Origin of the sequence: Gordonia sp. WA4-43, assembly GCF_020520305.1 — a bacterium.
In the GTDB taxonomy this organism is placed as follows: Bacteria; Actinomycetota; Actinomycetes; order Mycobacteriales; family Mycobacteriaceae; genus Gordonia; species Gordonia hongkongensis.
In genome coordinates, this window is record NZ_CP084736.1 from 1,077,166 (window position 1) to 1,092,401 (window position 15,236).

General features: G+C 68.8%; 12 protein-coding genes. 3 read left to right on the forward strand and 9 right to left on the reverse strand.

What is annotated here, in order from left to right; all coding sequences use genetic code 11:
• Positions 1–39 precede the first annotated feature (39 nt).
• From pheT to infC, 8 genes are all read right to left on the reverse strand, one after another.
• A complete protein-coding gene (pheT, locus tag LEL84_RS04980) occupies positions 40–2,517 on the reverse strand; it encodes a phenylalanine--tRNA ligase subunit beta (RefSeq protein ID WP_226513470.1) in 2,478 nt (825 codons plus the stop codon).
• Positions 2,518–2,580: 63 nt separating this feature from the next.
• Positions 2,581–3,633, reverse strand: coding sequence for a phenylalanine--tRNA ligase subunit alpha (gene pheS, locus LEL84_RS04985; RefSeq protein WP_226513471.1), 1,053 nt, complete (start codon positions 3,631–3,633; stop codon positions 2,581–2,583).
• A gap of 124 nt (positions 3,634–3,757) precedes the next feature.
• Positions 3,758–5,152, reverse strand: coding sequence for an acyltransferase (locus LEL84_RS04990; protein WP_226513472.1), 1,395 nt, complete (start codon positions 5,150–5,152; stop codon positions 3,758–3,760).
• Between the two features lie 110 nt (positions 5,153–5,262).
• On the reverse strand, positions 5,263–7,743 hold the full coding sequence (locus LEL84_RS04995) for a Tex family protein (RefSeq protein WP_319005271.1): 2,481 nt from the start codon (positions 7,741–7,743) through the stop codon (positions 5,263–5,265).
• 46 nt (positions 7,744–7,789) lie between these two features.
• Complete coding sequence (locus LEL84_RS05000) at positions 7,790–8,599, reverse strand: TrmH family RNA methyltransferase (protein WP_226513473.1); 810 nt, start codon at positions 8,597–8,599, stop codon at positions 7,790–7,792.
• A 47-nt stretch (positions 8,600–8,646) separates the two neighbouring features.
• Positions 8,647–9,027 carry a 50S ribosomal protein L20 gene (rplT, locus tag LEL84_RS05005; RefSeq protein ID WP_010844357.1) on the reverse strand — a complete coding sequence of 127 codons (381 nt, stop codon included), beginning with the start codon at positions 9,025–9,027 and terminating at the stop codon, positions 8,647–8,649.
• A 43-nt stretch (positions 9,028–9,070) separates the two neighbouring features.
• Positions 9,071–9,265: a 50S ribosomal protein L35 gene (rpmI, locus tag LEL84_RS05010; RefSeq protein ID WP_012834577.1), complete on the reverse strand. Its 195-nt coding sequence runs from the start codon at positions 9,263–9,265 to the stop codon at positions 9,071–9,073.
• A 145-nt stretch (positions 9,266–9,410) separates the two neighbouring features.
• The gene (gene infC / locus LEL84_RS05015) at positions 9,411–10,052 is read right to left on the reverse strand and encodes a translation initiation factor IF-3 (RefSeq protein WP_162540013.1); all 642 of its coding nucleotides are present in this window, start codon (positions 10,050–10,052) and stop codon (positions 9,411–9,413) included.
• 265 nt (positions 10,053–10,317) lie between these two features.
• Between infC and LEL84_RS05020 the strand changes: the two genes are divergently transcribed.
• Both LEL84_RS05020 and LEL84_RS05025 read left to right on the forward strand, forming a co-directional pair.
• Entirely contained in the window at positions 10,318–10,743 is a 426-nt protein-coding gene (locus tag LEL84_RS05020; protein ID WP_058253854.1) for a DUF1844 domain-containing protein, read from the forward strand.
• Positions 10,744–10,816: 73 nt separating this feature from the next.
• Entirely contained in the window at positions 10,817–11,104 is a 288-nt protein-coding gene (locus tag LEL84_RS05025) for a hypothetical protein (RefSeq protein WP_058253855.1), read from the forward strand.
• 114 nt (positions 11,105–11,218) lie between these two features.
• On the opposite strand, the gene uvrA is transcribed toward LEL84_RS05025, so the two are convergent.
• On the reverse strand, positions 11,219–14,101 hold the full coding sequence (gene uvrA / locus LEL84_RS05030) for an excinuclease ABC subunit UvrA (protein WP_226513474.1): 2,883 nt from the start codon (positions 14,099–14,101) through the stop codon (positions 11,219–11,221).
• Between the two features lie 241 nt (positions 14,102–14,342).
• Between uvrA and LEL84_RS05035 the strand changes: the two genes are divergently transcribed.
• A complete protein-coding gene (locus tag LEL84_RS05035) occupies positions 14,343–15,041 on the forward strand; it encodes an MBL fold metallo-hydrolase (protein ID WP_211540574.1) in 699 nt (232 codons plus the stop codon).
• The last annotated feature ends 195 nt before the right edge of the window (positions 15,042–15,236 follow it).

Consider the following 15,236-nt stretch of genomic DNA (forward strand, 5'->3'; position numbering starts at 1 on the left):
CTGCAAATCAATTCACGGCGGGGTGACACGCCGATGGGGTCAGCGGAGACGGGCCCCCACCCGCGCGGCGGCTGCATCGACGGCGGCCAGCTTGGCCTCGTTGGCCTCGTCCTCGGTGAGGGTACGGTCCGGGGCGCGGAACCGCAGCGAGAACGTCAACGATTTGTTGCCCGCGCCGACCTGTTCACCGGTGAAGACGTCGAACAGCGCGATGTCCTCGAGCAGGTCGCCGGCCCCCTCACGAAGCGCCTTCTGGACGTCCGCAGCCGGGACCTCCCCTCCGACGACGACGTTGACGTCCTGCAGGACCGCGGGGAACACCGACACCGACGGCGCCGGGAGTCGCGCGTCCAAGGGCAGTGCGTCGATGTCGATCTCCACCGCGCAGGTCCGCTTCGGCAGATGGGCCCGCTCGAGCACCGCGGGGTGGAGTTCGCCGGCGTAACCGACCGTGCGGCCGTCGACCGTCAGCCGCGCGCAGCGGCCGGGATGCCATGGGCGCTGATCGTCGGCGGTGAGCTCGACGGTCACCCCCGCCGCGCGACCGATCGTGCGCGCCGCCTCGAAGGCATCGAGGTGGTCGGCGGCGCGTCCCGGCCCCCAGGGGCCCGCGGGATCGCGCAGTCCGGTGAGGACGACGCCGACGTGCAGCGGCTGATGGGGCAGCGATGCGTCGAGCGCCGCGATCTCCTCGTCGGTCGGGCGGCGCGTGACGTCGAGCGCGTCCACCGCGGCGACGTGATCGCCGGCGATGACGACCTGACCGATGGTGAACAGCGACAGATCCCGCTGACCGCGTGCGATGTTGCGGGCCGCCATCTCGAGGAGACCCGGAAGCAACGTCGTGTTGAGCTCGGGGCGATCGGATTCGAGTGGGTTGAGGACCTTCACAGTGCGCCGGCGCTCATCGTCGGCGGGCAGGTCCCAGAGGTCGAACACGCCGGCCGGCATGAACGGATACGGCAGGACCTCGACGTAGCCGTCGAGCGCGAGGGTGCGTCCCACGCTGCGCCTGCGTCGCTGAACCGGGGTGAGTCCGGTGCCGCCGGGCGCGCGCGGAACCACGGCGGGGATGTCCTCCAAGCCCTCCAGACGCAGGACCTCCTCGACCAGGTCGGCGCGTTGCCGCAGATCGGGTCGCCACGAGGGCGGGAACACGTCCAGCTCGTCGGTCCCGGTCACCACGCAACCGACCTCGGTCAGCCGCGTCAGGGTGGTTCCCGGCGGATAGCTGACGCCCGCGACCCGGTCCGGTTCGTCGGCAGCGATGGCGATGGTCGACCGGATCGGGGTCTGGACATGGGTCTCGGACAGCGGTGAGGCGATGCGTCCGCCGGCGATCTCGACGATCAGCCGGGCGGCGCGGTCGGAGGCCACCGCGGTGATCTCGGGGTCGACGATCCGCTCGAACCGCTTGCTGGCCTCGGAGGTCAGCTTGTGGCGCTTCGCGGTGCGGAAGACCCGAACCGGATCGAAGGTCGCCGACTCCAGCAGCACCGTCGTCGTCTCGGGACCCACCTCGGTGCTCGCGCCGCCCATGACACCGGCGAGGGCGATCGGTCCGGTCTCGTCGGCGATCAGCACATCCTCGGGGTCGAGGACGCGGACGGTGTCGTCGAGGGTGGTGAGCTTCTCCCCCGGCTGGGCCGACCGGACCGTGACGGCTCCGGTGACACGGTCGGCGTCGAAGGCGTGCAGCGGCTGACCGAGTTCGATCATGACGTAGTTGGTGATGTCGACGATCGCGGAGATGGGGCGGATACCGGCGACCATGAGCCGCTTCTGCATCCACCACGGGGAGATCGCAGTCGGGTCCACACCGGTGATGACCCGAGCGGTGTAGCGGATCGCGCCAGAGTTCTCGTCGATGGCGACCGGCCACGCCGGGGCCGACCCGTCGTCCGCCAGGTCCGCGGCCCGGAGTCCGGGATCGACGAACGGGACCCCGAAGCTGCCCGCGAGCTCGCGGCCCAGGCCGCGCACCGAGAACGCGTAGCCGCGGTCGGGGGTGACGTTGACGTCGATCGCCGCGTCGGCGAGGCCCAGGACCTCGCGGGCGTCCGCGCCCGGTTCGGCGGTCCCGGGCGCGAGCACGAGGATGCCGCTGTGATCGGTGCCGATACCCAGCTCGGAGACCGAGCAGATCATGCCGTCGGACACCCGGCCGTAGGTCTTGCGCGAGGCGATCTCGAAGGGACCGGGGAGCACAACCCCTGGCAGCGCGGCGACGATCAGGTCACCCTCGGCGAAGTTGCGTGCACCGCAGACGATTCCGCGGGGCTCGTCCTCACCAACCGCGACCGTGCAGAACCGGATCGGCTTCTTGAACTCGGTGAGCTCCTCGATAGTCTCTACTCGACCGATCACCAGCGGTCCGGTGATCTCCGGGAACGCCTCGATGTCCTCGATCTCGAACCCGACACGGACGAAACCGGCGTCGATCTGATCGGTGGTCGCCGACCACTGCGGGTCGCCGGCGCGGAGGACCTCGGTGTACCAGGACTGTGGTGCACGCACTGTGTATCAACTACTTTCGTCGCGTCGTGAGGAGTCGTCGGGGCGGGATCTGCGCGATGCCGGTCAGGCGGCCGGACCGAACGGGAGGGTGAACCGGATGTCCCCCTCGACCATGTCCCGCATGTCGGAGATGTCGTTGCGGAACTGCAGGGTGCGTTCCAGGCCCATGCCGAACGCGAAGCCGGAGTACATATCCGGGTCGATACCGCTGGCGCGCAACACATTCGGGTTGACCATGCCGCAGCCGCCCCACTCGACCCAGCCGGGTCCGCCCTTCTTGGCGGGGAACCACACGTCGACCTCGGCGGAGGGTTCGGTGAACGGGAAGTAGCTCGCCCGCATGCGGGTCGTCGTCTCCGGTCCGAAGAGTGCCCGCGCGAAGGTTTCCAGGGTGCCCCGCAGGTTCGCCAGTGTGAGTCCCTTGTCGACGGCGAGTCCCTCGATCTGATGGAAGACCGGGGTGTGGGTGGCGTCGAGCTCGTCGGTCCGGAACGTCCGGCCCGGGCACGCCACGTAGATGGGCAGGTCGCGGCTCAGCATCGAGCGCACCTGCACCGGCGAGGTGTGCGTCCGCAGGACCTGCCGCGATCCCTCGGGCGCGATGTAGAAGGTGTCCTGCATCGACCGGGCGGGGTGGTCGGGCAGGAAGTTGAGCGCGTCGAAATTGTAGTGCTCGGTTTCGACCTCCGGGCCCTCCGCGATCTCCCAGCCCATACCGACGAACACGTCGGCCACCTGCTCGGCGATGACGGTGATGGGATGTCGCGCACCCACCGGACGCCGGCCGCTCGGCAGGGTCACGTCGATCGATTCGGCGACGAGGACCGCCGCGTCCCGTTCGGCGTCGAGGACGGCGGTGCGCGCCTCCAGGGCCGCCGACACCCGGCCGCGCATCTGGTTGACCAGCTTGCCGGCTTCGGAACGCTCCTCTTTGGGGAGGGAACCCAGCGCGCGCCGGGCGAGTGCGATCGGCGAGCGGTCACCGAGGTGCGCCGACTTGGCCGCGGCGAGCTGATCGAGGTCGGCCGCCGCCTCGAAGTCCTCGATGGCCGACGTCGCGGCCGCCTCGAGGTCGTCGGGTCCCGGGAATGCCGTTGCGTCGGCGGAAGTGGCCACGGTGGGCGTGCTCCTCGTGCGTCGATCGATGGATGGTCGGCATCGTCGTCGCGCTGTGCACGCCGACCCAACGGGCCGGCGGACACCTCCGGCGCCGACGATGACTCCCGTCGAGGGTAGTCGACTACCGCGGGGCGCTGACCTGCAGGGAGGCGTCGTCACCGGGAAGCCCTGGCGCTGCCGTCGGACGACCGGCGGGAACCGCGAGGCAACGCGAGCAGGTGGCACAGGCAAGGCCCATGATCAGCCACCACACACCGTCGCCGGTCAGACCGCCGCGCGCGAGCATCAGGACCGCCACGCCGAGCCCGGCCAGCGCCGTCAGCAGGGCCGCGTTCCGCACCGGTCCGCTGCGCCGGGCGACCGGTTCGTCCCACCACGGCAGGGACCGGTTCTCGAGTGGGGACAGGATCGCGACCACCGGGACCATGCCCGCGAGGAGCAACACGGTCTGCGCCCCGACGATCGTCGGGAAGGACGCCGCGCCGACGTCGGCGCGGTCGATGCCGGCCGCGGCGCACAGACCGATGATCGCCGCGAGCACCGGCAGATGCCAGAGATACAGCGTCATCGCGCCCCGGTTGCCCAGCACCACCCACCACCAGACGCGCGGACGGTCGGCGATCCGCGCGAGGAACCGGCGCACCGCAATCGCGCCCGCGCACAACACGATCGCGTGTCCGGCGAGCAGCAGGCTCGGCGGACTCATGTTGGACAGGTGCTGGCCCGGAACCGTCACGAGGGAGACCTCGTAGGGTCCCCACGTGACGAGGACGAGGTCGGCTGCCAGCGCACCGGCGGCCGCGAGGAGGGCGAGCCCAGGCCGCAGGATCCTCTTGGCGTACGCGACCCCGAGGACCGCGGGGATCGTCCACACGGCGAGGAAGTTCAGGTAGCCGAGCGCTGCGGGGCCGTCCGTCAGTCGGACGGCGTCGACGATCGCCGTGCTCCCCCAACACACCACCAGGGCGGCCAGCACACCACCGACGGACCGGAGTCGCTGCAGGAACGGGACCACCGCCAGCACGAGCAGGTAGGCGCCGAGGAACCACAGCAACTGCACCCCGAGACGCGCGACCACGTCGGCCGCCGCCGTGGCACCGGTGCCGGACAGGACGGCGTACACGGCCGCGACGGCACCGAGGTACCAGAACACCGGGCGCATCAACCGTTGCGTTCGGGCGACGAGCCACTGCCCGGCGGTCGGTGTGTCACCGTCGCCGCGCGAGGTCCAGCCGCGGGTCGCCGCGGCGGCACCGGCGAAGAAGAACAGCGGCAGCACCTGCAGCAGCCAGGTCGCCGGCTGCAGTGCGGGCACGTCGCCGAGTGTGTTGCCGAGATGAACCGAGTCGTCGGTCACGTCGACTGTGAGCATGATCGAGTGGCCGGCGACCACGACCGCCAGCGACATGATGCGGATCAGGTCGATGACGCGGTCGCGGTCCCCGGTGAGGGTGGCGAGTTCACGGGGCGTGGGCAGACCGGTCGACGCCGGCCGTCCCGAGACGATGCTGGGCATGGCGTCGAGTCTCGACCGCGGCGACCGGCACGGCCTGAGGGAAACTACTCGCTCGGGGTCGGCAATCCCCGCATCCGCGAATACACAACCGGCCCGCCCGGGCCGCGACCCTACTTACCGAAGCCGGCTCGCTTGAGCGCGTCGGCCATCGCCCCGCTGGGTGCCGGGCGTCGATCGTTCCGGTTCCCGCCTCGGTTGCCCTGTTCCTGAGCGCCCCGGCCCTGGCCGCCCGGGTTGCCCCGTCCGCCGCCACGCTGATCGTTCCTCCGCGGCTGATTGCCGCCGCCACGAGCACTGTCCTCCCGCCCCTGCCCGCGCGGCGCGCGGGAGGGTTTGCCGTCACTGCCCGGTTCGTCGTCGAGCCGCAGCGACAGCCCGATGCGTTTGCGGTCGATGTCGACGTCCATGACCTTCACCTTCACGATGTCGCCGGACTTGACGACCTCGTGGGGGTCGGAGACGAAGCGGTGTGCCATCGCCGAGACGTGGACGAGGCCGTCCTGGTGCACGCCGACGTCGACGAATGCGCCGAAGGCGGCCACGTTGGTGACCTGACCTTCGAGGACCATCCCCGGGGTCAGGTCGGAGACCTTCTCGATGCCCGTGGCGAACGTTGCGGTCTTGAACTCCGGCCGCGGGTCGCGCCCGGGCTTGTCGAGTTCGGCGATGATGTCGATGACGGTCGGACGACCGAACGTCTCGTCGACGAACTCCTCGGGTCGCAACTTGGTGAGGGTCGCGGTGTCGCCGATCAGCGACCGGACATCGGTGCCCACCTTCTCGAGGATGCGCGTGACGACCGGGTACGCCTCCGGGTGCACGCTCGACGCGTCGAGCGGATTGTCGCCGTCGGCGATGCGCAGGAAGCCGGCGCACTGCTCGAATGCCTTGGGGCCGAGCCTGGGCACCGCGGTGATCTGCTTGCGATCCCGGAACGCACCATTGGTGTCACGATGCGCGACAATTGATTCCGCGAGGCCCGCGGTGATGCCGGACACGCGGGACAGCAGCGGCACCGACGCGGTGTTCACGTCGACGCCGACCGCGTTCACCGCGTCTTCGACGACCGCCCCGAGTGAGCGCGCGAGCAGGGTCTCGGAGATGTCGTGCTGATACTGCCCCACCCCGATCGACTTCGGATCGATCTTCACGAGCTCGGCGAGCGGATCCTGCAACCGGCGGGCGATCGAGACCGCGCCGCGGATGGAGACGTCGAGGTCCGGCAATTCCTTCGACGCGTACGCCGACGCCGAGTAGACCGAGGCACCCGCCTCGGACACGACGACGCTCGTCGGCGGCTTCTTGCCGGCCTCCTTGATCGCGGCCAGCAGCTCGCCGGCGAGCGCATCGGTCTCGCGTGAGGCGGTGCCGTTGCCGATGGCAATGAGTTCGACGCCGTGCTTCTCGACGAGTGCGCCGAGCACCTCGAGCGAGCCGGACTTGTCGCGCCGGGGCTCGTGCGGATAGATCGTCGCGTGGTCGACGACCCTTCCGGTCGCGTTCACCACTGCGACCTTCACGCCGGTGCGTAGGCCGGGATCGAGACCCATCGTCGTACGGGACCCGGCGGGCGCGGCCAGCAGGAGGTCCTTGAGGTTCGTCGCGAACACGGCGACCGCGTCGGCCTCGGCGGCCTGACGCAGCCGCATCCGGACGTCGAGGGACAGCCCGACGAACAGCTTGGTCCGCCATGCCCAGCGCACCGTGTCGGTGAGCCACCGGTCGGCCGGACGCCCCTGATCGGCGATGCCGAACCGGGCGGCGATGCGCTGCTCGTACGGTCCGGGGCCGGCGGGCCGGTCGGCCGCTTCCGGGTCGGCGTCGAGGGTGACCGACAGGATCTCCTCGCGCTCGCCGCGCAGCACGGCCAGCACCCGGTGCGACGGAAGCGAGGTGAACGGTTCGGAGAACTCGAAGTAGTCGGCGAACTTGGCGCCGGCCGACTCCTTGCCGTCGCGAACCGCCGTGCGCAGCACTCCGGTCTGCCACATCAGCTCACGGAGTTCGCCGACGAGGTCGGCGTCTTCGGCGAACCGCTCCACGGCGATCGCGCGGGCACCGTCGAGCTGCTCGGCGGTGAAGGTCGCCGGGTCCGTCGTCGGGTCCGAGAGCAGTGCATCGGCCACCGGCTCGTGTCCGGCCTCGCGTGCGATCTGGGCCTTGGTGCGGCGCTTCGGCTTGTAGGGCAGGTAGATGTCCTCCAGGCGCGCCTTGGTGTCGGCCTCGAGGATGCGCGCATCGAGTGCGGCGTCGAGTTTGCCCTGCGCGGCGATGGATTCGCGGACGGCCTGGCGTCGGGCCTCGAGGTCGCGCAGGTATCCGAGACGCTCGTCGAGGGTACGCAGTTGCGCGTCGTCGAGCCCGCCGGTGGCCTCCTTGCGGTATCGGGCTACGAACGGAACCGTCGATCCCCCGTCGAGCAACTCGATCGCCGATCGCACCTGACCGGCGCCCACCCCGAGTTCGGTCGCGATCGCCGACGCGATGCGGGAGTTCACGACCGCGGGATCGGGCGCGCGCACCGTCTGGGGTGCAGCGGCCGGCGAGCCGGGGGTCGCGGGTGCGGGTTCGGGCGCGGAGTCGGGTGACACAGTTTCTGACACGATCGCCGACCCTACCGGCCGACTCGGACAGCGGTCAGACGCGACCCGCCGCGCCGTGGACACGGGCGCTCTCGTACAGACAGATGGCCGCCGCGGCAGCGACATTCAGGCTCTCGGCGCGGCCACGGATGGGGATCGACACGCGGTGGTCGGCGTAGCGCTGCACCTCGACCGACAGGCCGTGCGCCTCGTTGCCGAAGAGCCATGCGACGCGGCCGGAGAGGATGTCGCCCGCCGCGTCCAGGGCGACCTCGCCATCGGCCGCGGTCGCCAACAGGCTGATGCCGGACCCCCGGATGGCGTCGAGGGCGTCGTCGACGGCGCGCTCACGCACCACGGGCACCGTGAACACGCTTCCCGCGCTCGCACGGACGCACTTGCCGTTGTGGGGGTCGACGGCATCGCCGAGCAGGATCACCGCGTCGGCGCCCATCGCGTCGGCGCAGCGGATGAGCGTGCCCGCGTTCCCGGGCTCCCGCGGCTCGACCGCGATCGCGAGGAGTCGCGGCCCGGCGGTGAGGACGGCGTCGCGCGGCACGTCGAGCAACGGGCAGATCGCGAAGATGCCCGTGGGTGTGGACGTCTCGGCCAGCTTCGAGGCGGCGCGGCTGGTGATCACCGACACCGGGAGGCCGGCCGCCGCGGCGGTCTCGACGAGATCGCGATGACGGAACTGCTCGTCGTCGGCGACCAGGACCGCCTCGGCCCGTCCGACGGCCAGCGCCGAGGCGACGGCATTGGCACCTTCGGCGAGGAAGCGGCCGTGCTCGCGCCGCTCGGCGGCGCGATGCAGCTTCGCATACGACACGACCCGCGAGGATCGCTCGGACAGCACCTCCGTCATCGGAGGTTCGTCCGCGCGACTCGCGGGTCGTGGGTGCTGGTGCGCAATCAGGCAGCCGGCGCGTTGACGTCGGCCGGCAGTGCCTTGCGGGCGACCTCGACGAGACCGGTGAAGGCCTCGGGATCGGTCACGGCGATGTCGGCGAGCACCTTGCGGTCGACCTCGACACCCGCGGCCTTGAGGCCCTGGATGAGTCGGTTGTAGGTGATGTCGTTGGCGCGGGCCGCGGCGTTGATACGCGAGATCCACAGCTTGCGGAACTCACCCTTGCGCGCGCGACGGTCGCGGTAGGCGTAGTTCAGCGAGTGGAGCTGCTGCTCCTTCGCCTTGCGGTAGAGGCGCGACCGCTGTCCGCGGTAGCCCTTGGATGCCTCGAGGGTGGACCGACGCTTCTTCTGGGCGTTGACGGCCCTTTTCACGCGTGCCATGTGTTAGATCCTTTTGCTTGTCAGATGTCTGGGGTCGCTGGCGTCAGCGGTTGAGCAGTCGCTTGATGCGCGGGGCGTCGTTCTCGCTGACGACGGTGGTGCCGTCGAGACGACGGGTGCGCCGGGACGACTTGTGCTCGAGCAGGTGGCGGCGGTTGGCCTTCTGGCGGACGATCTTTCCGCTGCCGGTCACCTTGAAGCGCTTCGCGGTGCCCTTGTGGGTCTTGCTCTTCGGCATGTTCTTCCTTTTCTCGGGCGAACTCGGGCACCGGACCCGGCGAGGTCCGGTGTGTACCGTGTTCGCGTGTCGTGATCTCGGCCGGAGCGGTTCGGACTCTCGTCCGGCCGATCGACTCAGTTCTCGTCCGCTCAGTGCTCGCGGATCAGCTCGCGTCAGGGGCGGCCTTCGGGCCACCGGAACGCTCACGGCTCTCTTGCGCCTTCTGGCGGGTCTTCGCACCCTTGTGCGGCGCGAGGACCATCGTCATGTTGCGGCCGTCCTGCTTGGCCGAGGTCTCGACGAAGCCGTAGTCGGCGACATCGTTGCCCAGGCGCTGCAGCAGTCGGTAGCCGAGCTCGGGGCGCGACTGCTCGCGGCCGCGGAACATGATGGTGACCTTCACCTTGGATCCCGCTTCGAGGAACCGGATGACGTGACCCTTCTTGGTCTCGTAATCGTGGTCGTCGATCTTGGGACGGAGCTTCTGCTCCTTGATCACGGTCATCTGCTGGTTGCGACGCGATTCGCGCTGCTTCTGGGCCGCTTCGTACTTGAACTTGCCGTAGTCCATGATCTTGCAGACCGGCGGACGGGCGTCCGGGGCCACCTCGACCAGGTCGAGATCGGCCTCGTAGGCCAAGCGAAGCGCATCTTCAACACGCACGATGCCCACCTGCTCCGAGTTGGGTCCGACGAGTCGGACCTCAGGGACGCGGATGCGCTCGTTGATGCGGGTCTCAGTGCTGATGGGGCCTCCTTGTTCAATCCTGCAGTGGTAACCGTCGCGTCGTGGCGAGGGACGTATGCAAGAGAACCTGCGGGACACCTCAGCAAGGAAGCCCCGGGACTGATGTCCGCGGGGCTCCGATACCGACCGGTTCGTCCACGCGTGCCAGTGCTGACACACGCTGCCGAAGACGTACAGCTCAGCATCCAGAGATGCGATCTGCGACGATCGGCGTGAACCGGACCGTGCAACTGCGAGAACCTCGCGTCGAACGGTGGGAGCGGAACTCCACTTACGACCCCGGCGCATACCAGGGCGGTCGTGCTATGGGAGTCTAACAGCCATGGCCGAGAACTCCTATTCGTCACCTGCACCGTTACCCCCGGAGGGTGCGACGGGCGATGGCGCCGACCTGGGAGATGCGGCGCACACCGATCCCGACAACGTCCGTGACCTGGGCGATATTCCGGCCATCGAGGTCATCACCCGATCCATCGTCATGCTGATGAGCGCGGCGGCCGAGAAGCTCGGCCTGGCCGAGGGGACCCCGGCCGACCGGATCGACCTGCCCGAGGCCCGCACCCTGATCACCGCCCTGGCCGGCATCGTCGACGCGTCGAAAGCCGATCTCGGCATCCACGCCGCACCGATCCGCGACGGCCTGAAGGGCCTGCAGCTGGCGTTCCGGGAGGCAAGTGCATACCCGGACGAACCCGGCGAGGGCCCGGGCGAGAAGTACACCGGCCCGGTTCGCGCGCCTCGGCGGTAGTGGCCTCGACACGCGGCGGCCTCGCTCCGCTCGGCCGGCGCTACTCGACCAGCGGAGGGCCTACGCTGGACCCATGACGAATGCCGAGGAGCCCGGACGGTCCGACGAGATCATCGATGCGGAGATCGTGCCGACCGGCCCGGTGCCCGGAGCGGTTCCCGATCCGAATTACTCCGACAGCGGCGTCCCGACCTTCGACTTCGTGCGCGACAAGATCGAGAACCGCATCACCACCGCGATCGGGTCGCAGGAGCTGGCGGAGGCGAGCGCCGAGGGCCAGTCCGTCGACGAGATGATGCGCAAACGCGACGAGGCCGCGAAGAAGCGACTCGAGGAGATCCGCAAGTCGATGGGTTCGTAGCGCACTCCCCCGCCGCGCATTCCCCTCCGAACACGCACATCGCCACTCCCGTTGACGCGCGCCGGTCACAAACCAGCGCTGCTACAACGGAAGTGGCGATTCGCGTTCGGCGACTCAGCCGACCGACGCCACCGCGTGACCAATGTCGACGATCTCGGCCAGGAATTTGCCGGTGTGGCTGCCCGGGGTCGCGGCGATGTCCTCCGGAGTACCTTCGCCGACCACGGTTCCACCGCCCGCGCCACCCTCGGGCCCCATGTCGATGACCCAGTCGGCGGTCTTGATGACATCGAGGTTGTGCTCGATCACGATGACCGTGTTGCCCTTGTCGACCAGACCGTTGATCACGGCGAGCAGCTTCTTGATGTCCTCGAAATGCAGACCGGTGGTCGGCTCGTCGAGGATGTAGACCGTCCGGCCCATCGACCGCTTCTGCAATTCGGCCGCCAGCTTCACGCGCTGTGCCTCACCGCCGGACAGCGTCGGCGCCGGCTGCCCGAGCCGGACATAGCCCAGACCGACGTCGACGAGTGTCTTCAGGTAGCGATGGATCGAGGTGACGGGCTCGAAGAAGTCGGCGGCCTCCTCGATCGGCATGTCGAGCACCTCGGAGATGGTCTTGCCCTTGTAGTGCACCTCGAGGGTCTCGCGGTTGTACCGCGCGCCGTGACAGACCTCGCACGGGACGTACACGTCCGGCAGGAAGTTCATCTCGATCTTGATCGTGCCCTCACCGGTGCACGCCTCGCAGCGGCCGCCCTTGACGTTGAACGAGAACCGGCCCGGTTGATAACCGCGCACCTTCGCCTCGGTCGTCGCCGCGAACAACGTGCGGATCTTGTCGAAGACACCGGTGTAGGTGGCCGGGTTCGACCGCGGGGTGCGCCCGATCGGCGACTGGTCGACCTGCACGAGCTTGTCCAGGTTGTCCAGACCCTTGATGCGGGTGTGACGCCCGGGCACCTGACGCGCACCGTTGAGCTTGTTGGCGAGCACGGTGGCCAGGATGTCGTTGACGAGCGTCGACTTGCCCGACCCCGAGACACCGGTGACAGCGGTCATCACGCCGAGCGGGAACGACACGTCGATGCCACGGAGATTGTGTTCCCGCGCACCGACGACCGTCAGCTGGCGCTTGCGATCGATCGGCCGCCGGATGTCCGGAACCGGCAGGGTGTCGCGACCGGCGAGGTACGCACCGGTCAGCGACTTCCGGTTTTTCAGCAGGTCCTTGTAACTGCCGCTGTGCACGACGTGCCCGCCGTGCTCCCCGGCCCGGGGACCGATGTCGACGATCCAGTCGGCGGCGCGGATGGTGTCCTCGTCGTGTTCGACGACGATCAGTGTGTTGCCCAGATCCCGAAGACGGGTCAACGTGTCGATGAGCCGACGGTTGTCGCGCTGGTGCAGACCGATCGACGGCTCGTCGAGGACATAGAGCACGCCCGCGAGACCCGAACCGATCTGGGTGGCCAGGCGGATGCGCTGCGCCTCACCACCGGACAATGAACCCGCGGCGCGCTCGAGCGACAAATACTCGAGTCCGACGTCGAGCAGGAAGCGGATGCGGGCCTGAACCTCCTTGAGGACCCGTCCCGCGATCGCGGCCTGCCGGGAGTCGAGCCGCAGTTGGTCGAGGAAATCGGCGCAGTCGGCGACCGACAGGGCGCACACCTCGGCGATCGACTTCGGCCCGAACTCCGGGTGGTCGAGCGTGACGGCAAGGATCTCCGGGCGCAGGCGCGCACCCTGACAGGCAGGACACGGCACGTCCCGCATATAGCCCTCGTACCGCTCCTTCATCTGCTCGGACTCGGTCTGGTCCATGCGACGCGCGAGGAACGAGAGCACGCCCTCGAACTCGGTGTAGTACGAGCGGGTGCGGCCGTACCGGTTGCGGAACTTGACGTGGACCTGGTGGTCGCTGCCGTTCAACAGGGCCCTACGCGCCTTGATCGGCAGCTTCTTCCAGGGCGTATTGATGTCGAACTTCATCTGATCGGCCAGACCCGACATCAACCGGAGGAAGTAATCGGCGTTGTGCCCGGTCGACCACGGCGCGATCGCACCCTCGGCGAGCGACATCTCCGGGTCGGGCACGACGAGCTCCTCGTCGACCTCCTTGCGGATGCCGAGCCCGTCGCATTCCGGGCAGGCGCCGTACGGCGAGTTGAACGAGAACGACCGCGGTTCGAGGTCATCGATCGCGATCGGATGCGCATTCGGGCAGGCCATCCGCTCCGAGAAGCGGCGCTCGCGTTCCGGGTCATCCTCCTCGAGGTCGACGAAGTCCAGCACGATGATGCCGTCGGCCAGGCGCAGACCGGTCTCGACCGAATCCGTCAGGCGCTGCTTGGCGCTGGACTTGACGACCAGGCGGTCGACGACCACCTCGATGTCGTGCTTCTCCTGCTTCTTCAGTTTCGGCGGATCGGTCAGCTGATGGACGACGCCGTCGATGCGGGCGCGGGAAAAGCCCTGCGTCTGGAGCTCGGCGAAGAGATCGACGAACTCTCCCTTGCGGGTACGCACGACCGGCGCGAGCACCTGGAAGCGCGTGCCCTCGTCCATCGCGAGCACCTGATCCACGATCTGCTGGGGTGTCTGCTTGGCGATGGGCTCGCCGCAGATCGGGCAGTGCGCCTTGCCGGCGCGGGCGTAGAGGAGACGGAGGTAGTCGTAGACCTCGGTGATGGTGCCGACGGTCGACCGGGGATTGCGGTTGGTCGACTTCTGATCGATGGACACCGCGGGCGAGAGGCCCTCGATGAAGTCCACATCCGGCTTGTCCATCTGCCCGAGGAACTGCCTCGCATAGGCGGACAGTGACTCCACGTAGCGCCGCTGCCCCTCCGCGAAGATCGTGTCGAAGGCGAGGGACGACTTGCCCGATCCCGACAACCCCGTGAAGACGATGAGGCTGTCCCGGGGCAGGTCGACATCGATGCCGCGCAGATTGTGTTCGCGGGCACCTCGGACGATCAGACGATCAACCACTGCAGTCCTTACATTCTCGAGTCACAGGGCGCACAGACGGCGCACGGGCACAGTACCGACGGCCACCGACAGAAACGTCGCCATGCACTCGCCCCGGGGAGATTCGGAGTCCGACGACCGGGCGATCGGTCTCGCCGCCCGCGTGTCATCGCCGAACCGATGGTCCAGGATACGCGCGCCACGCCGGGTTTCATGGTCGCGACCGTCACATTCCGGCTGCCCACTGTCATAGCCTGTCGGCATGACCTCCCCAGCGACACCGATCAGCGACGACTACACCGGCGACCTCTCCGAGTCGAAGACCCCACAGCGCCGCACGCTGTCGTCGGCCACCATCGTCAAGCTGTCCGTCGGCCCGATGGACAACAACGTCTACCTGGTGACCTCGCGTGCGACGGGCGATCAGCTGATCATCGACGCGGCCAACGACGCAGAGACGATCACCGAGGTCTTGTCGGCCGTCGAGGGCACACCGAAGCTCATCTTCACGACGCACCAGCATTTCGATCACTGGCAGGCCCTCGCCGCCGTCACCGAGTCCACCGGGGTGCCGACCGCGGCGGGGCGCCTCGACGCCGGTGAACTGCCCATCACCCCCGACCGCCTCGTCGACGACGGTGATGTCCTCGAGGTCGGCGACCTCACGTTCGAGGCCATCCACCTCGTCGGGCACACCCCGGGATCGATCGCTCTCGCACTCACCGACGTCGACGACAGCGGTCAGCGAACCGTGCACCTGTTCACCGGTGACTGCCTCTTCCCCGGCGGGATCGGCAAGACCTGGAAGCCGGAGGACTTCGACACCCTCCTCGAGGACGTCTCGACGAAGCTGTTCGACCGCTTCGACGACTCGACCGTCGTCTACCCCGGCCACGGCAAGGACACGACCCTGGGCGCCGAGCGCGGGTCACTCCCCGAATGGCGTGAGCGCCGCTGGTGATACGGAGGCGGGCGACGCCGGTCGACTCCCGAGTGTTTGGTCTCCGTCGCGGGCGGTTACCTGTTCCTCGGATCGTTCGGCGAGTCGTGACCCGCGATGCCCCGTAGGTACGCAAACCGGTCACGGCACGCCGAGTGACCTGCAGATTCGTTGTGACAGGGTAGCGTTGAACGGGCCAGAAACGCGCTTCACCCG

Coding starts and splice junctions, on each gene's coding strand:
- LEL84_RS04990 (WP_226513472.1), bottom strand. CDS start 5,152: ATGCCCAGCATCGTCTCGGGACGGCCGGCGTCGACCGGTCTGCCCACG.
- LEL84_RS05000 (WP_226513473.1), bottom strand. CDS start 8,599: ATGACGGAGGTGCTGTCCGAGCGATCCTCGCGGGTCGTGTCGTATGCG.
- rplT (WP_010844357.1), bottom strand. CDS start 9,027: ATGGCACGCGTGAAAAGGGCCGTCAACGCCCAGAAGAAGCGTCGGTCC.
- rpmI (WP_012834577.1), bottom strand. CDS start 9,265: ATGCCGAAGAGCAAGACCCACAAGGGCACCGCGAAGCGCTTCAAGGTG.
- LEL84_RS05020 (WP_058253854.1), top strand. CDS start 10,318: ATGGCCGAGAACTCCTATTCGTCACCTGCACCGTTACCCCCGGAGGGT.
- LEL84_RS05025 (WP_058253855.1), top strand. CDS start 10,817: ATGACGAATGCCGAGGAGCCCGGACGGTCCGACGAGATCATCGATGCG.
- LEL84_RS05035 (WP_211540574.1), top strand. CDS start 14,343: ATGACCTCCCCAGCGACACCGATCAGCGACGACTACACCGGCGACCTC.